18 protein-coding genes are annotated in these 20,021 nt (G+C 65.3%); 11 read left to right on the forward strand and 7 right to left on the reverse strand.

The window, feature by feature from the left end; translation table 11 throughout:
• Positions 1 to 51 precede the first annotated feature (51 nt).
• From ACXHGZ_RS04920 to ACXHGZ_RS04935, 4 genes are all read left to right on the forward strand, one after another.
• On the forward strand, positions 52 to 534 hold the full coding sequence (locus ACXHGZ_RS04920; protein WP_480462692.1) for a CS1 type fimbrial major subunit: 483 nt from the start codon (positions 52 to 54) through the stop codon (positions 532 to 534).
• A 99-nt stretch (positions 535 to 633) separates the two neighbouring features.
• Positions 634 to 3,129: a TcfC E-set like domain-containing protein gene (locus tag ACXHGZ_RS04925; protein ID WP_480462694.1), complete on the forward strand. Its 2,496-nt coding sequence runs from the start codon at positions 634 to 636 to the stop codon at positions 3,127 to 3,129.
• Between the two features lie 67 nt (positions 3,130 to 3,196).
• Positions 3,197 to 3,931 (forward strand): molecular chaperone, encoded by a 735-nt coding sequence (locus ACXHGZ_RS04930; protein WP_480462695.1) that lies wholly within the window; start codon positions 3,197 to 3,199, stop codon positions 3,929 to 3,931.
• A gap of 47 nt (positions 3,932 to 3,978) precedes the next feature.
• The gene (locus ACXHGZ_RS04935) at positions 3,979 to 5,196 is read left to right on the forward strand and encodes a hypothetical protein (protein ID WP_480462697.1); all 1,218 of its coding nucleotides are present in this window, start codon (positions 3,979 to 3,981) and stop codon (positions 5,194 to 5,196) included.
• Position 5,197: 1 nt separating this feature from the next.
• Here ACXHGZ_RS04935 and ACXHGZ_RS04940 read toward each other — a convergent pair whose 3' ends face one another.
• Positions 5,198 to 5,350 (reverse strand): DUF3309 family protein, encoded by a 153-nt coding sequence (locus ACXHGZ_RS04940; RefSeq protein ID WP_003252624.1) that lies wholly within the window; start codon positions 5,348 to 5,350, stop codon positions 5,198 to 5,200.
• A gap of 161 nt (positions 5,351 to 5,511) precedes the next feature.
• On the opposite strand from ACXHGZ_RS04940, the gene ACXHGZ_RS04945 reads away from it, so the two are divergent.
• On the forward strand, positions 5,512 to 5,844 hold the full coding sequence (locus tag ACXHGZ_RS04945; RefSeq protein ID WP_480463992.1) for a YnfA family protein: 333 nt from the start codon (positions 5,512 to 5,514) through the stop codon (positions 5,842 to 5,844).
• A gap of 117 nt (positions 5,845 to 5,961) precedes the next feature.
• Positions 5,962 to 6,177 carry a carbon storage regulator CsrA gene (gene csrA, locus ACXHGZ_RS04950; RefSeq protein WP_084854893.1) on the forward strand — a complete coding sequence of 72 codons (216 nt, stop codon included), beginning with the start codon at positions 5,962 to 5,964 and terminating at the stop codon, positions 6,175 to 6,177.
• Here csrA and ACXHGZ_RS04955 read toward each other — a convergent pair.
• From ACXHGZ_RS04955 to mnmC, 5 genes are all read right to left on the reverse strand, one after another.
• A complete protein-coding gene (locus tag ACXHGZ_RS04955; RefSeq protein WP_084854894.1) occupies positions 6,174 to 6,401 on the reverse strand; it encodes a YheU family protein in 228 nt (75 codons plus the stop codon). The genes csrA and ACXHGZ_RS04955 overlap by 4 nt on opposite strands.
• A gap of 154 nt (positions 6,402 to 6,555) precedes the next feature.
• Complete coding sequence (locus ACXHGZ_RS04960; RefSeq protein ID WP_084854895.1) at positions 6,556 to 7,737, reverse strand: osmoprotectant NAGGN system M42 family peptidase; 1,182 nt, start codon at positions 7,735 to 7,737, stop codon at positions 6,556 to 6,558.
• 180 nt (positions 7,738 to 7,917) lie between these two features.
• Positions 7,918 to 9,660, reverse strand: coding sequence for an N-acetylglutaminylglutamine synthetase (ngg, locus tag ACXHGZ_RS04965; protein ID WP_480462699.1), 1,743 nt, complete (start codon positions 9,658 to 9,660; stop codon positions 7,918 to 7,920).
• Between the two features lie 3 nt (positions 9,661 to 9,663).
• Positions 9,664 to 11,451, reverse strand: a complete 1,788-nt coding sequence (locus tag ACXHGZ_RS04970; RefSeq protein ID WP_480462701.1) for an N-acetylglutaminylglutamine amidotransferase — start codon at positions 11,449 to 11,451, stop codon at positions 9,664 to 9,666.
• Between the two features lie 142 nt (positions 11,452 to 11,593).
• Positions 11,594 to 13,570, reverse strand: a complete 1,977-nt coding sequence (gene mnmC / locus ACXHGZ_RS04975) for a bifunctional tRNA (5-methylaminomethyl-2-thiouridine)(34)-methyltransferase MnmC2/FAD-dependent 5-carboxymethylaminomethyl-2-thiouridine(34) oxidoreductase MnmC1 (RefSeq protein WP_480462703.1) — start codon at positions 13,568 to 13,570, stop codon at positions 11,594 to 11,596.
• Positions 13,571 to 13,826: 256 nt separating this feature from the next.
• Between mnmC and pap the strand changes: the two genes are divergently transcribed.
• Together pap and ACXHGZ_RS04985 are read left to right on the forward strand one after the other, a co-directional pair.
• Positions 13,827 to 15,320: a polyphosphate:AMP phosphotransferase gene (gene pap / locus ACXHGZ_RS04980; protein ID WP_084854899.1), complete on the forward strand. Its 1,494-nt coding sequence runs from the start codon at positions 13,827 to 13,829 to the stop codon at positions 15,318 to 15,320.
• A gap of 206 nt (positions 15,321 to 15,526) precedes the next feature.
• Positions 15,527 to 16,492: a DMT family transporter gene (locus tag ACXHGZ_RS04985; protein ID WP_480462705.1), complete on the forward strand. Its 966-nt coding sequence runs from the start codon at positions 15,527 to 15,529 to the stop codon at positions 16,490 to 16,492.
• 2 nt (positions 16,493 to 16,494) lie between these two features.
• Here ACXHGZ_RS04985 and ACXHGZ_RS04990 read toward each other — a convergent pair whose 3' ends face one another.
• Entirely contained in the window at positions 16,495 to 17,889 is a 1,395-nt protein-coding gene (locus ACXHGZ_RS04990) for a class II fumarate hydratase (protein WP_084854901.1), read from the reverse strand.
• Between the two features lie 154 nt (positions 17,890 to 18,043).
• Between ACXHGZ_RS04990 and ACXHGZ_RS04995 the strand changes: the two genes are divergently transcribed.
• The 3 genes from ACXHGZ_RS04995 (at position 18,044) to trhO (ending at position 20,018) form a co-directional block, all read left to right on the forward strand.
• Positions 18,044 to 18,571 (forward strand): DUF2059 domain-containing protein, encoded by a 528-nt coding sequence (locus tag ACXHGZ_RS04995; RefSeq protein ID WP_084854902.1) that lies wholly within the window; start codon positions 18,044 to 18,046, stop codon positions 18,569 to 18,571.
• A 10-nt stretch (positions 18,572 to 18,581) separates the two neighbouring features.
• Positions 18,582 to 18,878 (forward strand): BolA family protein, encoded by a 297-nt coding sequence (locus ACXHGZ_RS05000; protein WP_196145737.1) that lies wholly within the window; start codon positions 18,582 to 18,584, stop codon positions 18,876 to 18,878.
• A 207-nt stretch (positions 18,879 to 19,085) separates the two neighbouring features.
• Positions 19,086 to 20,018 carry an oxygen-dependent tRNA uridine(34) hydroxylase TrhO gene (trhO, locus tag ACXHGZ_RS05005; protein ID WP_480462707.1) on the forward strand — a complete coding sequence of 311 codons (933 nt, stop codon included), beginning with the start codon at positions 19,086 to 19,088 and terminating at the stop codon, positions 20,016 to 20,018.
• Positions 20,019 to 20,021 lie beyond the last annotated feature (3 nt).

Raw genomic sequence — 20,021 nt, forward strand, 5'->3', positions numbered from 1 at the left:
TCAGCCACCAAGTGCTGATTGAAATTTTCAGTTTTTCAAGGAGATGAATGAATGAAAGCGCGTTTTCTGGCTATCCCTTTCCTGGCGTTGGCCGCGGGCTCGGCATTTGCCGCTGAAACCATCGAGAAGCAGATCCAGGTCATCGCTACGGTTCCGACTGCGCAGTTCTATGTCGAGCCGGTCGGAGACTGGATGAACGACCCGCAGGAGCTGCAGTTCAATTCCCAGCGCGGGGAATTCGGCGAGGTACGCCGCCAGTTCCAGGCCAAGAGCACCATTGGCCCGATCAAGGCGTTCCTGACTACCCAGCCAGAAGTGGTCAGCGGCATCGACAAGTTCGGCCTGAAGGTCAACATGGCAGGCAAGGACCTGGGGCTTACCCCGGTAGAACTACTCAACCAGGCGCAGGCCAGTGCAGGCACCACGATGGACTTCCTGATCACCGCTGAGAAGCCAGCAGGGGGCTATGTGCCGGGCAACTACATGGGCATGGTCAACATGATGTTCGAAAGCGCAGCACCTGGCGGCGCCTGATTCTCCTCGCTTCCATACCCCCTTCAACATCCATAGTCTCCCTTGGCTGCTCGGCACTTGCCGGGCAGTCGGGGGCGGGCATTGCCTATGGAAAAGGTCATGTTCCACTTCTCTGCACGTTACCGCCGCCTACGCCATTGGCTGGCCTTGGGTGCCTGCCTGGCGCCCTTGCAAGGCTGGGCGCAGGCGCCAACCCCGCCGTCGGTGGTGCACCAGTTCGAAGGCCTGCCTCGGGAGTTCGAGGCGCATTTCTTCGATGTGCCATTGGCGGTCCGGGTCGAGCTGGATGGGCGTTACCTGGGGGACGCCATGGTTATCTTGACCCGTGACGAACGTGTGCAGATGCTCGAGTTCACCGATGTCATGGACAGCCGTGAGCCCCCTGCGCTGCGCCGCGTCTGGCAGGAGCGGCTGGCCGCCGGGCGCCTGTTGGGCGATTGCACGAAAAACTGCCCGGACGGGTTGCAGGCCATCCACTACAGCCTGGCCAACTCCCAGCTTTCCTTGCTGACCTCCAACGCCGAGAAGGAGGGGCAGCAGGTGCGTTATCACCGCATGCCTGAAGGTGGCAGCCTCGGGTTGTTGCTGCGCAACCAGCTCAACCTGGTGCATGACGGCACCGACACCAGTGGCCGTGTCGCCTTCCAGGGCCAGGGCAGCCTGGGCAACTGGACCACCTACGCCGATGCCCAGGCCGACCGGGTCAGCCAGGGCGAGGATGGCACGCGCTATCGCATGGACCAGCTCTACGTCGAGCGCCTGCTCGAACAAAATTTCTTTCGTCTGGGCTATTTCACCCCGGGCGCACAGGGTCTGACCCGCCAGCCCACGCTGTTGGGCGACAGTCCCGACACGACCCTTGGCGTGATGTTCGGCAGCAGCGACAGCCTGTTGATCGACAACGGCCAGCCCAGTTCCACGCCGATCTACGTCACGCCCAACCGCCAGGGCATCGCCGAGATCTATCGCAACGGCGTGCTGATCAACAGCCAGCCGGTGCAGCCGGGCCTGCAGACCCTCGACACCCGGGTGTTGCCCGGCGGGATCTACCAGGTGGAGGTGCGCCTGCTGGAGGACGGCCAGGAGACCTCGCGCACCGAGGCGTTCATCTACAAGCCGTCGAACTGGAGCAACCCCGAGAGTCGCTGGCGCTACAACCTCTACCTCGGCCAGCAGACCAGCCTGCTGAACAACTGGGACTACGAGCGCCGCGATGGGCTTGGCGCCGGGGTGATGTCCAACTACCTCCTGCATCCGCGCGCCGTGCTCGGGCTTTCGGCGCAGCATGTGGACGAGAGCATGCAGTACGGCACGTCGCTGGACTGGGATGTGCTCGAACGCCTGAAGTTCTACGGCAACATCAACTACACCGAGGAGCGGGGTACCGGGTACGACCTGCAAGCGATCCATACCTATGACCAGGGCTCGCTGGTAGTGAGCCATAGCCAGTCGTGGCTCGAGACCGGCCGGCGGGTGCGGGGCGAGCCGTCCGTGCAGGAGCAGCGCAGCCAGTCGAGCCTGTCGCTCAACCACCGGGTCACCCAGCGCAGCAGTGCGACCGTACGCCTGTCCCACAGCAGCGGAGCGGCCAGTGGTACGGGCATCGACCTGGGCTGGGTGTTCTACGGCAAGATGCTCGGCTCCGACACCAACTGGCGACTGTCGGTGTTCGACCGACCGGGTACGTCCAGTAGTGGCGAGGCGCGCAGCCGGGGCGTCAACCTGAGCCTCAGCATGAACCTTGGCGGGCCCGGCAAACGGATCGCCGCGAGCCTTGGCAGCCGTACCTCGCGCGACGGTGGCAGCGACCGGCATGGGTCGCTTTCCTACCAGCAAGCGGTCGACTTCGGCCCGCTGCAAAGCGTCGGCGCCAGTACCACCTTCGACCGCTACGGCATCGGGTTCGGTGGCAATGCCCAGTTCCTGGGCGAAAGCCTGCAAGGCGATGCCTATGCCCAGACCTCGACGATCGACAACGCGCTCAGCGGTGGCCTGAACCTGCAGAGCATGGCCGCCTTCGGCGCAGGCAAGCTGGCCCTGAGCGGCCAATACCTGTCCCATGAGGCAGGCCTGATCGTCGATGTGGATTCCGACATGCAAGGCGTGAAGCTGCGTGCCGACGACTACCAAGGTACCAGTGCCGTCCTGCATCCAGGGCGCAACATCATCCCGGTCACCGCGTTCAAGTCCGGTTACGTGCAGTTCGATTTCGAGGGCGGCGATGCCCCGGCGGCGGTGATCCAGCCGTCGAGCCTCGACTACCACCTCAACCGCGGTGGCGTGGAGTACCGCCAGTTGCACGTGATGCGCACGGTCACCGTGCTGGGCCGGTTGATCGACGAAAAAGGCCAGCCCATCCGCGGGGCCCATGTGATCAACCATGCCAGTCGCGGCGTGAGCGAAGTGGATGGTTATTTCTCGGTGGAGATGAGCCAGACGACACCCACCCTGGAGATCCGCCAGGCCGGCGCCGTCAGTTGCCTGTTGAGCCTGCCGCTGGACACCTTGGTACATGAGGGGGATGTGGTGATGGCCGGCGACCAGGTCTGTCGCACCGCCAGCCTGGCCGACCGGGGCGATGTCGGTCGAGGCTGACGTGGCTGGCAATCGGATGCCCGGGCTATAGGCCAGGGTTGGATAAACACGAATAGGGAGGTTGACGATGCAACCCTTCAAATCATTCTGCCTGGCGTTGCTGTTGGCACCGCTGGTGGCCCAGGCCGGGCCGGAGCTCAACGTCGGCGCGTTGTACGACTACCTGGATGAAGGCAAGAGCACGGTGCTCAAGCGCATCTACAACGCGGGCGATGCCACGGCCTTCGTCAAGGTCAGCGTTGCCGAGTTGATCTACGGGCCTGACGGCGAACCCCGTGAGGTGGACCTCGAAAAGCAGCCCCTCGACCAGCGCGGCGTGATCGCCAGCCCCGCGCGGCTGATCGTGCCGGCCAGGGGTATGCAGTCGGTGCGCCTGCTCTACCGGGGCGAGCGGGACAAGGAGCGCTACTTCCGCCTGCGCTTCGTGCCCGTGCTGCCGGAAACGAACGACGGTTTCGCCATCAGCGAGGAAGAAGCGAAGGACTACAGCGACAGCCTCAAGGCGGGCGTCCAGTTGCTGGCAGGCTATGGCACGCTGCTGTTCGTGCGCCCCAAGGGTAGCCATTTCCGCACGCCACTGCTGCGTGAAGGCGCCGATTTCGTGGTGAGCAACCAGGGCAACGCCACCGTGGTGCTGGATAATTTCCGCCATTGCGACCGCGATGGGCATGACTGCGGGGCGGCGACCAAGTACCACCTGTTGCCAGGTGTCACCCGCAAGTTCCCCCAACAGCCTGGGCGTGAATACCGTTTCGAGCTCCAGGAGGGCAGCCAACGCCAGGAACTGGCATTCAAGGATTGACCCGCCCAGCCATGCTTCATGGCCGGCCTCCCAGGAGTGATCAGAAGATGCGATTGTGTTACCTGCCCGCCACCGTACGCGCTGTCTTCGCCTGGCTCGTACTGTGCCTGTTGCCTGCGGCGCAGGCAGCCGACCTGACCATCGGCGCACGCTATCGGGCCGACGCCGGCAACCAGTATGTGCGGTTCGGCTCGTCCAATGAGTGGATATGCAGTACCTGGCCCGCCTTGTGCAAAAGTGCATCGGAAAATGCAGTGGACCTGCCGTTCGGCACCTATTACAAAATCTCCAGGAAGGACATGGGCGCGCGTGATCAGTATTACGTCAAGGCCCCGCCGCCACGTGCACTGCAAGTGCGGCGCGAGGGAGGCAACGAGGTTTTGGACCTGATGTTCGAGATCACTCATGTCAGCCAGTATGCAGTCGTGACCGCCGCGAGCCCGGAGCACAACAACAGCCCGATCGCTACGCAAGATGTTAATGGTTGCGGCGTTGAACGTGCGCCCTTTCCGCCGGCGGGCCTTGGAGGGGTTTTTCAGTGGCGGTTCTGGCCCGGTAATAAGACCTGCTTCTCCAGCAGCCCATTGGGCAGCATTGGCGACTGGAGGAAATCGCTCGTAAGTCGAACGGGTATTGGCTACAAGCTGAGCTTGCCCTCGCCGACCAAGATTGTGTCGGGCATATACCGAGGAAGCCTGCTTTTCACCGTGGGAGGTATCAGCGCCGACTTTGATTTCGGTGAGGGGGTAGAGGGCCTTGGCACTAGCTTGACGATCGATTTCGAACTGGACCTGCGCCACGAACTGAAGGTGGATTTCCCGCCCGGCTCCGACCGGGCCGTGCTCGAGCCGCCAGGCGGATGGTTGGCCTGGCCGGGTGGGCGTGTCCCGCCGCAACTGGCGCGGGACCTTCCGTTTCGGTTGACGACATCCGGCCCGTTCACCGTGTATGCGGCCTGTGAACATCCGTTCCCCCTAGTCCCAGGTATGTGCAAGCTGCGCAATGAAAACGGGCACGAGTCTCGGGTGGTCGTGCAGATCTCGCTCCCTGCAGATGTGAAGTACAACAATAGGCCAGTGCAGCGGCAGAGAGTGTCCACCGATGCAAGCAGCCCCATGAGGCTTGTACCGGACTCACCGACCAATGCTTTGCCAGGTACAGTGCATTTCTGGATCGGTGGTTTGATGTTGGAAGCCATGCTCCGCAATCCGGGGAGCACCTACCGAGGCGGCGTCACCCTGATTTTCGATGCCGAAGTGCTCTAGCTCATATCATGCCCAGAAGCAGCAACACGAGCAGGATCACCAGTACCACACCGATGATGCCGGACGGGCCATAGCCCCAGCTGCGCGAATGGGGGAAGACCGGTAAGCCGCCGATCAGCAGCAGGATCAGGATGATGATGAGGATCGTGGTCATGGCGGAATCCTTGCGTTGTTCGAGGGTTAAGGGCTCGGAAAGGCTGGCCTCTTGATCATTCCGACTGGCGCGCCAGGGGAAAGATTCCATCGGATGGTGCGGTGCTTGCCCCGGCGCGCCCCTCAGGTATGCTGGCGTCTTTTCGCTGGCAGGGTGCCTGGGTGATCAACTACGTCTGGTTCTTTACCGCCGCGCTGTTCGAGATCGGCGGCTGCTATGCCTTCTACCTGTGGCTGCGCCTGGGCAAGAGTGCCTGGTGGGTGGTGCCGGCGCTGGCCAGCCTGACGCTCTTCGGCCTGATCCTGACCCGCGTCGAAGCGGCCTATGCCGGCCGTGCCTATGCCGCCTACGGCGGAATCTACATCGTCGCTTCGCTGCTTTGGCTGGCGCTGGTGGAGCGTGCCAGGCCGCTGGGCAGCGACTGGCTGGGGGCATTGTTGTGCGTGCTGGGGGCGACCCTCATCATTTTCGGTCCGCGCCTGCAACAAGGCTGAATTTGTAGGGAAAATTACCGCATCGTGTAGGAAGTATCTAAATACGGGTCGATGCATTGTGCGGCCGAATGTACCCCAGGCAGTCTCTGGTTTTCCGTTGGGTTGGAGGATCGGAGCATGCTGGTGTTCACACGCGATATTGGAGAAGGCATCGTCATTCGCGATGACATCTACATCAAGGTGGTGTCGTCCAAGGACAAGGCCGTTCGCTTCGGCATCAGCGCGCCACACGAGGTGCAGGTGCATCGGGAAGAGGTGTACCGGCGCATCAAGGCCAACCAGGCAAACGAAGAGGGCGCCTGCCGGCCTGGGCGCCGGGCCAGGAACACCTAGTCGAGCAGTTCCCGGGGCACCTCATGCCGGGCCAGCAGCTGGCACTGTTGGCTCTCCAGGTCGAATAGGATGAACGCCTGCCCCTTGGCCAAGGCCTGGCGCACCCGCAGCACGCGGGTTTCGAGGGGGGTGTCGTCGCCATTGTCGGTACCGTCGCGGGTGACGAAGTCTTCGATCAGGCGGGTCAGGGTATCGGCTTCGAGTTGGTCGTAGGGGATCAGCATGGTCGCACGGTCTTGGCTGGGAAGCGGCATGCTCCCATAGATTGATGCAAAGCTGTAGCGGGTTTGTTTTGGCAGGTGCCCGGCGCAGTTGCTTGAGCGCCTGGGAGACCGAGCGCCGCCCGCGCGGCGCTCGGTTTCACAGGCGCCTACCCCCTCAGGACCTCCCCACCAAACTGTCCACCGGCGGCACGCGCGTCTCGCTTTCCATCTGCGCCTCGTGCTCCAGCTGGTGGCTGAAGCGCTCCAGGGAGGCGTTGGCCGGGTGCGAGTCGCTGGCGAACACGGGCGGGCTCAGCAGGTAGCTGGCCAGCAGCTTGCTCAGGGCCGCCAGGCTGTCGATATGGGTACGCTCATAGCCGTGGGTGGCATCACAACCGAAGGCCACCAGCGCGGTGCGGATATCGTGGCCTGCGGTCACGGCCGAATGGGCATCGCTGAAGTAGTAGCGGAACAGGTCGCGGCGCACCGGCAGGTCGTGGTCACCGGCCAGTTTCAGCAAGTGGCGCGAGAGGTGGTAGTCGTAAGGGCCGGAGGAGTCCTGCATGGCCACGCTCACCGCATGTTCGCTGGACGCCTGGCCCGGTGCCACCGGCGCGATATCGATTCCAACGAACTCGCTGACATCCCAGGGCAGGGCCCCGGCGGCGCCGGAACCGGTTTCCTCGGTGATGGTGAACAGCGGGTGGCAGTCGATCAGCGGCTGGCGGCCGCTTTCCACCACGGCCTTGAGCGCGGCCAGCAGCGCCGCCACGCCGGCCTTGTCGTCCAGGTGACGAGCGCTGATATGGCCGCTTTCGGTGAACTCCGGCAGCGGGTCGAAGGCCACGAAGTCACCGATGGCCAGCCCCAGGGCCTCGCAGTCGGCGCGGGTGGTGCAGTAGGCGTCCAGGCGCACTTCCACATGCTCCCAGGTGATCGGCATCTGGTCGATCGCGGTGTTATAGGCGTGCCCGCTGGCCATCAGCGGCAACACGCTGCCACGGAACACGCCGGTGTCGGTGAACACGCTCACCCGGCTGCCCTCGGCGAAGCGGCTGGACCAGCAGCCCACCGGGGCCAGGGCAAGGCGGCCGTTGTCCAGCAACTGGCGCACGCTGGCGCCGATGGTGTCGACATGCGCCGAGACGGCGCGGTCCGGCGAGTTCTGCCGGCCCTTGAGGGTGGCGCGGATGGTGCCGCGGCGGGTCAGCTCGAAGGGGATGCCCAGCTCCTCCAGGCGTTCGGCCACGTAGCGCACGATGGTGTCGGTGAAGCCGGTGGGGCTGGGGATGGCGAGCATTTCCAGGAGCACGCGCTTGAGGTAGTCGAGATCGGGTTCGGGATGTCGGTCAGACATGTCCTGGCCTCCGTTCTGGGTCAATGAGTGGGGTGGTGCCCCATCGCCGGCAAGCCGGCTCCCACAGGGGGCGCGCCAGCGCTCAGAAACCATTGCTCCCACTGGTATGGCGATGTCTCTGAAAACAACGCAGCCCAGGTGGGAGCCGGCTTGCCGGCGATTGGGCCGGTACGGCGTCGCTCAGACCAACGCCCGGCTATGGGGAAACAACAGGTCAATGAAACGCTCGGCCGTGGGTTGCGGTTCGTGGTTGGCCAGGCCGACCCGTTCGTTGGCCTCGATGATCACGTAGTCCGGGTGCTCGGCATCGCGCACCATCAGGTCCAGGCCCACCACCGGGATATCCAGGGCCCGGGCTGCGCGCACCGCTGCATCGGCGAGCACGGGGTGCAGGCGCTCGGTGACGTCTTCCAGGGTGCCGCCGGTGTGCAGGTTGGCGGTACGCCGCACTGCCAGGCGCTGGCCGGCCGGCAGCACACTGTCGTACCCCAGGCCTGCGGCGCGCAGGGTGCGCTCGGTTTCCTCATCCAGCGGGATACGGCTTTCCCCGCCCGTGGCGGCCTGGCGCCGACGGCTCTGGGCCTCGATCAGTGCCTTGATGCTGTGCTCGCCGTCACCCACCACTTGGGCGGGGTGGCGGATCGCCGCGGCCACCACTTCGAAGCCGATGACCACGATGCGCAGGTCCAGCCCCGGGTGGAAGCTTTCCAGCAGCACCCGGCTGTCGAAGCGGCGGGCCTGCTCGATCGCCTGGCTGATCTCTTCGTGGGTGGTCAGGTTGACCGCCACGCCCTGGCCTTGCTCGCCATCGACCGGCTTGACCACCACCGTGCCGTGCTCTTCGAGAAACGCCAGGTTGTCGTCGGCATTGCCGGCCAGCTGCTGCACCGGCACCCGCAGCCCGGCATTGTGCAGGGCATGCTGGGTGAGGCGCTTGTCCTGGCACAAGGTCATGGTCACGGCGCTGGTCAGGTCGCTCAGCGACTCGCGACAGCGCACCCGCCGCCCGCCCAGGCTGAGGGTGAACAGGCCCGCAGCGGCATCGTCCACCTGCACCTCGATGCCACGCCGGAAGGCCTCGTCGACGATGATGCGGGCATAAGGGTTGAGCTTGGCCTCCGGGCCAGGGCCAAGGAACAGCTGCTGGTTGATGCCGTTCTTGCGCTTGACGGCGAAGGTGGGCAGGTTGCGAAAGCCCAGCTTTTTGTACAGGCGCTTGGCCTGGCGATTGTCGTGCAGCACCGACAGGTCCAGGTAGGCCAGGCCACGGCTCATGAAGTGCTCGACCAGGTGACGCACCAGCACTTCGCCAACGCCTGGGCGGCTGCATTGCGGGTCCACCGCCAGGCACCACAGGCTGCTGCCGTGTTCGGGGTCGTCGAAGGCCTTGCTGTGGTTCAGGCCCATGACGCTGCCGATCACCGCGTTGGTGTCTTCGTCCTCGGCCAGCCAGTACACCGGGCCACCCAGGTGGTGCGGTGTGAGCAGGTCAGGGTTGACCGGCAGCATGCCGCGGGCTTGGTAGAGTGCGTTGATCGCTTGCCAGTCGGCTTCGGCCTGGGCGCGGCGGATACGAAAGCCGCGGAATACCCGTTGCGCCGGGCGGTAGTCGGTGAACCACAGGCGCAAGGTGTCCGAGGGGTCGAGGAACAGTTGTTGCGGCGCCTGCGCCAGCAGCTGTTGCGGGGCCGCCACGTAGAGGGCGATGTCACGTTCGCCGGGGTGCTCGTCCAGCAGCGCCTCGGCCAACACTGCCGGGTCCGGGTAGGTGTGGCCGATCAACAGGCGACCCCAGCCACAGTGCACGGCGCGCGGCTGGTCGTGGGGTTCGCTGCCGTCGCCTGCCAGGCGCGCCTGCAGGCGCTCGTAGGAGGGCGCTTGTCCGCGGAGCAGGCGTTGGCCATAGGCTGTTTGGGCTTTCATCGGTCAGATTCCTTGTTCGCTGAGCCACAGGTTCAGGGCCGCCAGCTGCCACAGCTTCGAGCCGCGCAGCGGCGTCAGCTGGCCATGTGGGTTGCTCAGCAGGCGGTCGAGCATCGCCGGGTTGAACAGGCCACGGTCCTGGCTCGGGTCGGTCAGCAGTTCGCGCACCCAGTCCAGGGTGGCGCCTTGCAGGTGCTTGAGGCCGGGTACCGGGAAATAGCCCTTCTTACGGTCGATCACCTCATGGGGGATGACCCGCCGCGCCGCAGCCTTGAGCACCTGCTTGCCGCCGTCGGGCAGCTTGAAGCGGGCCGGGATGCGTGCCGACAGCTCCACCAGGCGGTAGTCCAGGAACGGTGTACGCGCTTCCAGGCCCCAGGCCATGGTCATGTTGTCGACGCGCTTGACCGGGTCGTCCACCAGCATCACCGTGCTGTCCAGGCGCAGGGCCTTGTCCACCGCCTCGCTGGCGCCGGGGCGGGCGAAGTGCTCGCGGACGAACTCGCTGGCCACGTCGGTCTCCAGCAGCCAAGGGGCCTGGACGGTGTCGCGGTATTCGGCGTGGCTGCGGTCGAAGAAGGCTTCGCGGTAGGCGGTGTAGGCATCCTCGGCGCCGTCGACCTGTGGGTACCAGTGGTAGCCGGCGAACAGCTCGTCGGCGCCTTGGCCGCTCTGCACACCCTTGCAGTGCTTGGCCACTTCCCGCGAGAGCAGGTAGAAGGCGATGCAGTCATGGCTGACCATCGGCTCGCTCATGGCACGGAACGCCGCTGGCAGCTGTTCGATGATCTCGCGCTCGTCGATGCGCAACTGGTGATGGCGGGTGCCGTAGTGGCGGGCGATCAGGTCCGAATACTGGAACTCGTCACCGCGTTCGCCCCCGGCGTCCTCGAAACCGATGGAGAAGGTCGAAAGGTCGTCCACGCCCACGTCGCGTAACAAGCCCACCAGCAGGCTCGAGTCGACGCCGCCGGAGAGCAGCACGCCGACATCCACTGCCGCACGCTGGCGAATGGCGACGGCGTCGCGGGTGGCGTCGAGCACGCGGGTGGTCCAGTCATCCAGGTCCAGCTGCTGTTCGTCGGGGTGTGGGCCGTAGTGCAGCTGCCACCAGGTCTCGCGCTGCACTTCGCCATGGCGGTCGATGCGCATCCAGGTGCCTGGTTCGAGCTTCTGCACGTTGGCCAGCAAGGTGCGCGGCGCGGGGACCACGGCATGGAAGTTGAGGTAGTGGTTGAGCGCCACCGGGTCGATCACTGGGTCGATGTCGCCGCCCTTGAGCAGGGCCGGCAGGCTCGAGGCGAAGCGCAGGCGCTCGCCGTTGCGCGACAGGTACAGCGGCTTGACCCCGAGGCGGTCGCGGGCCAGGAACAGGCGCTGGTTGTCGCGCTCCCAGATGGCCAGGGCGAACATGCCGTTGAGCTTGGGCAGTAATGCCGCGCCCCAGGCATGGTAGCCCTTGAGCAGCACTTCGGTGTCGCCGTCGGAGAAGAAGCTGTAGCCCAGGCCTTGCAGCTCTTCGCGCAGCTCGGGGAAGTTGTAGATGGCGCCGTTGAAGGCCAGCGACAGGCCCAGGGTGTTGTCGATCATCGGCTGGGCCGAGCCGTCGGACAGGTCCATGATCTTCAGGCGTCGATGGCCGAGGGCGATCGGGCCCTGGCTATGGAAGCCCCAGGCGTCGGGGCCACGGGGTGCCAGGTGGTGGGTGATGCGCTCCACCGCGGCGAGGTCCGCCGGGCGAGGGGCTTGGTCGATGGGGGTGAAACGTAACTCTCCTGCTAATCCGCACATAGGTCCTTACCGGTTTTGCCGTTGGGGAATATGTGCCCCCGAAATGAGGCACATAAGGAACTGACCCATGGGGATTGTGAGAGTTTTAGATCGATCTGTTATATAGGCTGTGAGATCGAGCGCCGCCGATCTCAAACTTGGATTATCGACCGCGAATCAACCGGCGCAACGCAAACCGGTTCGGATGGCATGCTTCTGCCACTGCCCGAGGCACTGGCAACGGTTCGCCGCACACCCAGGCCGCGACCAGTTCGCCGCAGAGCGGCGCGGTGATCAACCCCCGCGACCCATGGCCGCTGTTCACATACAGCCCACCCAGCCACGGGCAGGGTGTGTCTGGCACCTGGCGGGCATCCTTGGCCAGCACCGCATACGCCTCGGCGAACGCTTGCGCTTGCGCCACCGGCCCGACGATCGGCAGGTAGTCGGGACTGGTGCAGCGAAACGCTGCCCGGCCTTGCAGCTGCGCAGGGTCAAGCCCAGCGGTGTGCAGCCGCTGCGCCAGGTCGGTGGAGATCTCGTCCAGCAGCGCCAGGTTGCCCTGGTGCTCGGCGGTGGTCGGGGTCAGGTCGTCGCTATGGAAGTCGAAGCTTGCGCCCAACGTGTGTTCGTCGCCCCGTGGCGGCGCCACGTAGCCCTCGGCGCAGACCACGGTGCGCAGCGCTCGGCTGGCCTCGGTAGCCGGCAGCCGGGTGATCTGCCCACGAATGCGTTTGAGCGGCAGCGCGCTACAGGCGTCGAAGCGGCGCACCTCGGCGGCGCCGGCCAGCACCACCACCGGTGCGCTGGCCAGCAGGCGTTGGCCATCCCAGGCTTGCCACTGGCCATCGACCTTGCGCAGCTCGATCACCTCGCGGTGCGTCAGCAGTCGGATGTTCGGGTGGCGCAACTGCGCCTGGCACAGCGCGGGTGGATGCACCCAGCCACCTTCGGGGTAGAACAGCCCGCCGCTCGGCAATGCCACGCCGGCCACGGCTTCGGCCTGGGCCTGGTCGAGTACCTGCAGCAGGCTGCTGTCGAAGGCTTCGGCCAGCTTGGCCTGGCGCTGGGCTTCCTGCTCGTCGAAGGCCAGCTGCAGTACGCCGCAGGCGTCCCAGTCCTGGCCGGGCTGCAAGCGTTGCAGCCAGCGCCGGGTGTAGCCGAAGCCGGCGAGGATCATTTGCGACAGCGCCGTGCCATGGGCCGAAAGCTTCAGGTACAGCACGCCCTGGGGGTTGCCCGAGGCTTCACGGGCCGGTGCGTCGTGGCGCTCCAGCACGCTGACCTGCCAGCCACGGGCGGCCAGGCTCGCGGCCGTGGCGCTACCGGCCAGGCCTGCGCCGATCACCAGGGCCTGGCGTGGGCCTTGGGGCAGGGCGGGGCGGGCGTACCAGGGGGCGATGCCCGGAGGCAGCGGCTGTTCGGCCGGCCAACCCTGGAACTCGCCGTGCATCACCTCCCACTTCTTGCCGATACCGGGCACCTTGCGCATGGCAAAGCCGGCGGCGATCAGGGCGCGGCGTACCCAGCCGGTAGTGGTGAAGGTGGCGAGGGTGGTGCCCGGGCGGGAAAGCCGGGCCAGTTGCGCGAACAGCTCCGGCGTCCACATGTCGGGGTTCTTGGCCGGGGCGAAGCCGTCGAGGAACCAGGCATCGACTGGTGCATCGAGCTGGGGCAGCTGTTCGAGCACATCGCCGACCAGCAGGGTGAGGGTTACGCGACCGTCTTCGAAGCTGAACGGCTGGAAACCGCCATGTACCGCCACGTATTGCGCCAGCAGTGGCTGCCAATAGGGCGCCAGGTCCGGCCACAGCTGCACGGCACGGGCCAGGTCATCACGGGTCAGCGGGTATTTCTCGACGCTGACGAAGTGCAGGCGCGCTTCGGGGGGCGCGTGTTCGGCGAACAGCTGCCAGGCGCAATAGAAATTCATGCCGGTGCCAAAGCCCGTTTCGCCGATCACCAGGCAGGTGCCGGGCGCGAGGTTGGCGAAGCGCTCGCGCAGGCGGTTCTGCTCGAGGAACACATGCTCGGTTTCCTCCACGCCTTCGTTCTTCGAGAAGTAGACGTCGTCGTACTGGCGCGAATGGGGGCGGCCCTGGTCGTCCCAGTCGATCTGGGCGTGGGTGATGTCAGGCATGGGTGGCTCGGGTTGCGGTGAAAGGCGGCGATTTTAAGGCATCTGCCAGTTTTTCGCTGGCTGTACCGGCCCAATCGCCGGCAAGCCGGCTCCCACAAGGTGCTGGGTGGGAGCCGGCTTGCCGGCGATCGGGCCGGAGCAGGCAACTCAAGACAGTTGCGCCCACACATTCAGCGCTTATGGGGGCGATTGAGGCCTGAAGCCTGGCGCGCAATCCGCTAGTCTTGCTTATCCAGTGAAGGAGCCAAGGCCACCCATGTTCGAATCCGCCGAAATAGGACACAGCATCGACAAGGAGGCGTACGACGCCGAAGTGCCCGCGTTGCGCGAGGCACTGCTCGAGGCGCAGTACGAACTCAAGCAGCAGGCGCGCTTTCCGGTGATCGTGCTGATCAACGGCATCGAAGGTGCCGGCAAGGGCGAGACGGTCAAGTTGCTCAACGAATGGATGGATCCGCGCCTGATCGAGGTGCGCACCTTCGACCAGCAAACCGACGAAGAACTGGCCCGCCCCCCGGCCTGGCGCTACTGGCGGGCCCTGCCGCCGAAAGGGCGGATGGGTGTGTTCTTCGGCAACTGGTACAGCCAGATGCTCCAGGGGCGGGTGCATGGCCTGTTCAAGGACGCCGTGCTTGACCAGGCCATCACCGGTGCCGAGCGCCTGGAGCAGATGCTCTGCGATGAGGGCGCGCTGATCATCAAGTTCTGGTTCCACCTCTCCAAGAAGCAGATGAAGGCCCGGCTCAAGGCGCTCAAGGACGACCCGCTGCACAGCTGGCGCATCAGCCCACTGGACTGGCAACAGTCTCAGACTTACGACCGTTTCGTGCGTTTCGGTGAGCGCGTGCTGCGCCGCACCAGCCGTGACTATGCGCCCTGGCACGTGATCGAGGGCGTCGACCCGTACTACCGCAGCCTGGCGGTGGGGCGCATTCTGCTGGAGAGCCTTCAGGCCGCGCTGGCCAGCGCACCGAGCACCAAGCACCAGGGCAACGTCGCCCCGCTGGGCCGCAGCATCGACCAGAAGAGCCTGCTCGGTGCCCTGGACCTGAGCCGGCGCCTGGACAAGGCCGACTACCAGGAACAACTGGTGACCGAGCAGGCGCGCCTGGCCGGCCTGCTGCGCCACAAGCAGATGCGTCGGCACGCCCTGGTGGCGGTGTTCGAGGGCAACGACGCGGCAGGCAAGGGTGGGGCGATCCGCCGCGTGGCGGCCGCGCTCGACCCTCGCCAGTACCGCATCGTGCCAGTGGCCGCGCCCACCGAGGAGGAGCGCGCCCAGCCGTACCTATGGCGTTTCTGGCGACATATCCCGGCGCGCGGCAAGTTCACCATCTTCGATCGCTCCTGGTATGGCCGGGTACTGGTGGAGCGGGTCGAGGGGTTCTGCACACCGGCCGACTGGATGCGTGCCTACGGCGAGATCAACGACTTCGAGGAACAACTGACCAATGCCGGCGTGGTGGTGGTCAAGTTCTGGCTGGCGATCGACCCGCAGACCCAGTTGGAGCGCTTCGAGGAGCGCGAGCAGATCCCCTTCAAGCGCTACAAGATCACCGAGGAGGACTGGCGCAACCGCGACAAATGGGAGGTGTATGCCGAGGCGGTGGGGGACATGGTCGACCGGACCAGCACCGAGATCGCGCCGTGGACGTTGGTGGAAGCCAATGACAAGCGTTGGGCGCGGGTGAAGGTGCTCAGGACGATCAACCAGGCGCTGGAGGCGGCGTTCGCCAAAGACAAGAAGTAGCCCCAATCGCCGGCAGGCCGGCTCCTACAGGTACGACGGTGCCGCTGAAAAGTGGGAGCCGGCTTGCCGGCGATTGGGGCATGACAGGCACCCATGCCTTCCCGGAATAACCCGATGAATTATTTTCCCGCCACTTTTCCCCAGCCGGGTACTCCAAACCCCGTAGAATTTCCACACCCTTCCCATGGGCCTGATTCGAGGACGCTATGCACATTTCTTCCGGACGCTGGGTCTACGGCCTGTTCCTGGCACTTCTGACCGCGCTGCTCTGGGGCATCCTGCCGATCAAGCTAAAGCAGGTCCTGCAGGTGATGGACCCGGTCACCGTCACCTGGTACCGCCTGCTGGTATCCGGCGGCCTGCTGTTCGCCTGGCTCGCGGCCAACCGGCGCCTGCCCTCGTTCGACAAGCTGGGGCGCAAGGGCTATGGCCTGGTGGCGGTGGCCGTGTGCGGGCTGGTGGGCAACTACGTCCTGTACCTGGTCGGGCTCAACCTGCTCAGCCCCGGTACCGCGCAACTGGTGGTACAGCTCGGCCCGGTATTGCTGCTGGTGGCCAGCGTGTTCGTGTTCAAGGAGCGCTTCAGCCTGGGGCAGGGCATGGGCTTGCTGGTACTGCTGGCCGGTTTCGGCCTGTTCTTCAACCAGCGCCTGGAAGAACTGCTGACCTCGCTGGGCACCTACACCACCGGCGTGCTGACCATCATCCTGGCCACCAGCATCTGGGTGTTCTACGCCCTGAGCCAGAAGCAACTGCTGACGGTGTGGCATTCGCAGCAGGTGATGATGGTGATCTACCTGTGCTGCGCGGTGCTGCTCACGCCCTGGGTGCATCCACTGGAAGCACTGCAGTTGAGCCCGCTGCAGGGGTGGTTGTTGCTGGCGTGCTGCCTCAACACCCTGGTGGCCTATGGCGCCTTCGCCGAGGCGCTGGCCCATTGGGAAGCTTCGCGGGTGAGCGCGACCTTGGCGCTGACGCCGCTGGTGACCTTCGTCGCGGTGGCGCTGGCGGCCTGGTTGTGGCCGGCGTATGTGCATGCCGAAGACATCAATGCCCTGGGATATGTGGGGGCGGTGACGGTGGTGCTGGGCTCGGCGCTGGTGGCCCTGGGGCCTTCCTTGGTGGCCGGGTGGCGTGCGCGACGGGCCAGAATGCGCGCACGCGCCCTGTAGGATCAGCCTTTGGCCCCCGGAGCCAGCATGTTCTCCGGCCTCACCCACTGGTCGAATTGCTCGTTGGTCAGGTACTTCAGCTCCAGTGCCGCCTCACGCAACGTCTTGCCTTCGCTATAGGCCTTCTTGGCGATCTCCGCGGCCTTGTCGTAGCCAATGTGCGGGTTCAGCGCCGTCACCAGCATCAGCCCCCGCTCCAGGTGCGCGGCCATCTGCTCGGCGTCCGGTTCGATGCCCGCCACGCAGTGCTGCTGGAAGTTGTGGCAGCCATCGGCCAGCAGCTCGATAGACTGCAGCAGGTTATGAATGATCACCGGCTTGAACACGTTCAGTTGCAAATGCCCCTGGCTGGCGGCAAAGCCGATGGCGGCATCGTTGCCCAGCACCTGGCAGGCCAGCATCGACAGCGCCTCGCACTGGGTCGGGTTGACCTTGCCCGGCATGATCGAGCTGCCCGGCTCGTTGGCCGGCAGGCGTACCTCGGCCAGCCCCGCCCGGGGCCCCGAGCCGAGCAGGCGCAGGTCGTTGGCGATCTTCATCAGGGCCACGGCGAGGGTCTTGAGGGCGCCGGCCAGGGTGGTCAGCGGCTCATGGCCGGCGAGGGCGGCGAACTTGTTCGGCGCGGTGACGAAGGGCAGGCCCGACAGCGCTGCCAGCTCCGCGGCGATGGCCTCGGCGAACCCGTGCGGGGCGTTCAGGCCCGTGCCCACCGCAGTCCCGCCTTGGGCCAGTTCGCACACCGCCGGCAGGCTGGCGCGGATCGCCCGCTGGGCGTAGTCGAGCTGGGCGACGAACGCCGACAGCTCCTGGCCGAAGGTGATGGGGGTGGCGTCCATCATGTGGGTGCGGCCGGTCTTGACCAGGTGCTGGTGGCGCGCCGACAGCTCCGCCAGCCCCGCTGACAGCTCGGCGATCGCCGGCAGCAGCTTGTGGTGCACCGCCTGGGCGGCGGCGATGTGCATGGCGGTCGGGAAGCAGTCGTTGGAGCTCTGGGAGCGGTTGACGTGGTCGTTCGGGTGCACCGGCGTCTTGCCGCCACGGCCCTTGCCGGCCAGCTCGTTGGCGCGGCCGGCGATCACCTCGTTGACGTTCATGTTGCTCTGGGTGCCGCTGCCGGTCTGCCAGACGACGAGCGGGAACTGGTCGTCATGTTCACCGGCGAGCACTTCGTCAGCAGCCTGCTCGATGAGCCGGGCGATGTCCGCCGGCAGGTCGCCGTTGCGGTCGTTGACGCGCGCGGCGGCCTTCTTGACCAGGGCCAGGGCGTGCAGCACGGCCAGGGGCATGCGCTCCTTGCCGATGGCGAAGTTGATCAGCGAACGCTGGGTCTGCGCGCCCCAGTAGGCGTCCTCTGGAACTTCGACCGGGCCCAGGCTGTCTGTCTCGATACGGCTCATACTGCGTTCACTCCTTTGTCAGTCCGAAACCGCAGTTTAGGCCCTGAATCGACAGAGCGGTTCCGTCGCTCGTCGCGCCACTTGAGCACTGTGCCCGCTGCGGCGCAGAATGCTCTTCTCTGAGGTAACCCCTCCCTCTCTTGAAGGAAATGCAATGACCCGTCTCCGTGCCCTTTGCGCCGCCGCCGCCGTTACCCTGGCCTTCGCCAGTGGCCAGGTCCTGGCCGCCACCGCCAGCCACAACGCCGCCGCGGAAAAATTCCTGACCCTGGCCAACGCTGACAAGCTGGGCACCCCGGTCTACATGCAGGTCCAGCAGATGTTCGCCCAGCGCTTCGCCCAGACCAAGGCACCGACCTCCAAGCAAGCCGTGCTGGAGAGCTACCAGGCCAAGGCCAACGCCGCCCTGGACAACGCCATCGGCTGGAACAAGATCAAGCCGGACATGGTCAAGCTGTACACCGACACCTTCACCGAGGCCGAGCTCAAGGACCTGGTCAAGTTCTACGAGTCGCCGCTGGGCCGCAAGGTCATGCGCGAGATGCCCAAGGTCACCCAGCAGTCGGCCCAGATGACCCAGGCCAAGCTCGAGCCTGCGGTGCCTGTGGTCAACAAGTTGCTCGACGACATGACCAAGGAACTGGACCCCAACGCCGGCAAGGCCGCACCCGCGAAGAAGTGAGTAACGCCCGATGAGCATGCAGCAACGCATCGAACAGCAGCTGGCGCCGCTGGCCACGCAGCACCTTGAAGTGCACAACGAAAGCCACATGCACAGCCGTGGCCAGGAGACCCACTACAAGGCGGTGCTGGTCAGCGAGCAGTTCGCCGGGTTGAACAGCGTCAAGCGCCACCAGAAGGTCTACGCCACCATGGGTGAACTGATGGGGCAGATCCATGCCCTGGCCATCCACACCTATACCCCGGAGGAATGGGCGGCGGTCGGTGTCGCACCGGCCTCGCCGGTGTGCGCCGGCGGCGGGCACTGAATACTTCCCGGCATTCTGGTAGACTTCGCATTCTTGGGCCGCCTGGCGGCCTGATCGCGGGACAAGCCCGCTCCCACAGGTACAGCGCCGTTTTCAAGGCGGCGCTGTACCTGTGGGAGCGGGCTTGTCCCGCGATTGCATTTCTGAAAATGGTAATTTGTCATCCGGTCCGCCCCTTACGAGGGCGACCACCTGGAGAATCGATTCATGACCCAAGCTATCGTCGTGGCGGCGCTGTACAAGTTCGTCACTCTGGAAGACTACGTCGAGCTGCGCGAGCCGCTGCTCAAGACCATGGTCGACAACGGCGTCAAAGGCACCTTGCTGCTGGCCCTCGAAGGCATCAACGGCACCGTCTCGGGCACCCGTGAAGGCATCGACGGCCTGCTCGCCTGGCTGCGCAGCGACCCGCGCCTGGTGGACATCGACCACAAGGAATCCTACTGCGACGAGCAGCCGTTCTACCGCACCAAGGTCAAGCTCAAGAAAGAGATCGTCACCCTGGGCGTGCCGGGCGTGGACCCGAACCACAAGGTCGGCACCTACGTCGAGCCCAAGGACTGGAACGCCCTGATCAGCGACCCCGAGGTGCTGCTGATCGACACCCGCAACGACTACGAAGTGGCCATCGGCACCTTCAAGGGCGCCATCGACCCCAAGACCGAGACCTTCCGCCAGTTCCCCGAGTACATCAAGGCCAACTTCGACCCCAGCCGGCACAAGAAGGTTGCGATGTTCTGCACCGGCGGTATCCGCTGTGAAAAAGCCTCCAGCTACATGCTCGGTGAAGGCTTCGAGGAGGTCTATCATCTTAAGGGCGGCATCCTGAAATACTTCGAGGAAGTGCCTCAGGAAGAAAGCCTCTGGGACGGCGACTGCTTCGTCTTCGACAACCGCGTCACGGTGCGCCATGACCTGACCGAGGGCGAGTACGACCAGTGCCATGCCTGCCGCCACCCGATCAGCGTGGAGGACCGTGCGTCCGAGCACTATTCGCCAGGCATCAGCTGCCCGCATTGCTGGGACAGCCTGAGCGAGAAGACCCGGCGCAGCGCCATCGACCGGCAGAAGCAGATCGAGCTGGCCAAGGCGCGCAACCTGCCTCACCCGATCGGTTACAACTACAAAGCCGAGGCCTGACTG

It is taken from the genome of Pseudomonas shiyinii (assembly GCF_056725765.1).

Excerpts from the sequence above, each read along its gene's own strand:
- ACXHGZ_RS04920 (WP_480462692.1), top strand. The coding sequence starts at position 52 with ATGAAAGCGCGTTTTCTGGCTATCCCTTTCCTGGCGTTGGCCGCGGGC.
- ACXHGZ_RS04925 (WP_480462694.1), top strand. The coding sequence starts at position 634 with ATGTTCCACTTCTCTGCACGTTACCGCCGCCTACGCCATTGGCTGGCC.
- ACXHGZ_RS04930 (WP_480462695.1), top strand. The coding sequence starts at position 3,197 with ATGCAACCCTTCAAATCATTCTGCCTGGCGTTGCTGTTGGCACCGCTG.
- ACXHGZ_RS04935 (WP_480462697.1), top strand. The coding sequence starts at position 3,979 with ATGCGATTGTGTTACCTGCCCGCCACCGTACGCGCTGTCTTCGCCTGG.
- ACXHGZ_RS04940 (WP_003252624.1), bottom strand. The coding sequence starts at position 5,350 with ATGACCACGATCCTCATCATCATCCTGATCCTGCTGCTGATCGGCGGC.
- csrA (WP_084854893.1), top strand. The coding sequence starts at position 5,962 with ATGCTGGTGTTCACACGCGATATTGGAGAAGGCATCGTCATTCGCGAT.
- ACXHGZ_RS04955 (WP_084854894.1), bottom strand. The coding sequence starts at position 6,401 with ATGCTGATCCCCTACGACCAACTCGAAGCCGATACCCTGACCCGCCTG.
- ACXHGZ_RS04960 (WP_084854895.1), bottom strand. The coding sequence starts at position 7,737 with ATGTCTGACCGACATCCCGAACCCGATCTCGACTACCTCAAGCGCGTG.
- ngg (WP_480462699.1), bottom strand. The coding sequence starts at position 9,660 with ATGAAAGCCCAAACAGCCTATGGCCAACGCCTGCTCCGCGGACAAGCG.
- ACXHGZ_RS04970 (WP_480462701.1), bottom strand. The coding sequence starts at position 11,451 with ATGTGCGGATTAGCAGGAGAGTTACGTTTCACCCCCATCGACCAAGCC.
- mnmC (WP_480462703.1), bottom strand. The coding sequence starts at position 13,570 with ATGCCTGACATCACCCACGCCCAGATCGACTGGGACGACCAGGGCCGC.
- pap (WP_084854899.1), top strand. The coding sequence starts at position 13,827 with ATGTTCGAATCCGCCGAAATAGGACACAGCATCGACAAGGAGGCGTAC.
- ACXHGZ_RS04985 (WP_480462705.1), top strand. The coding sequence starts at position 15,527 with ATGCACATTTCTTCCGGACGCTGGGTCTACGGCCTGTTCCTGGCACTT.
- ACXHGZ_RS04990 (WP_084854901.1), bottom strand. The coding sequence starts at position 17,889 with ATGAGCCGTATCGAGACAGACAGCCTGGGCCCGGTCGAAGTTCCAGAG.
- ACXHGZ_RS04995 (WP_084854902.1), top strand. The coding sequence starts at position 18,044 with ATGACCCGTCTCCGTGCCCTTTGCGCCGCCGCCGCCGTTACCCTGGCC.
- ACXHGZ_RS05000 (WP_196145737.1), top strand. The coding sequence starts at position 18,582 with ATGAGCATGCAGCAACGCATCGAACAGCAGCTGGCGCCGCTGGCCACG.
- trhO (WP_480462707.1), top strand. The coding sequence starts at position 19,086 with ATGACCCAAGCTATCGTCGTGGCGGCGCTGTACAAGTTCGTCACTCTG.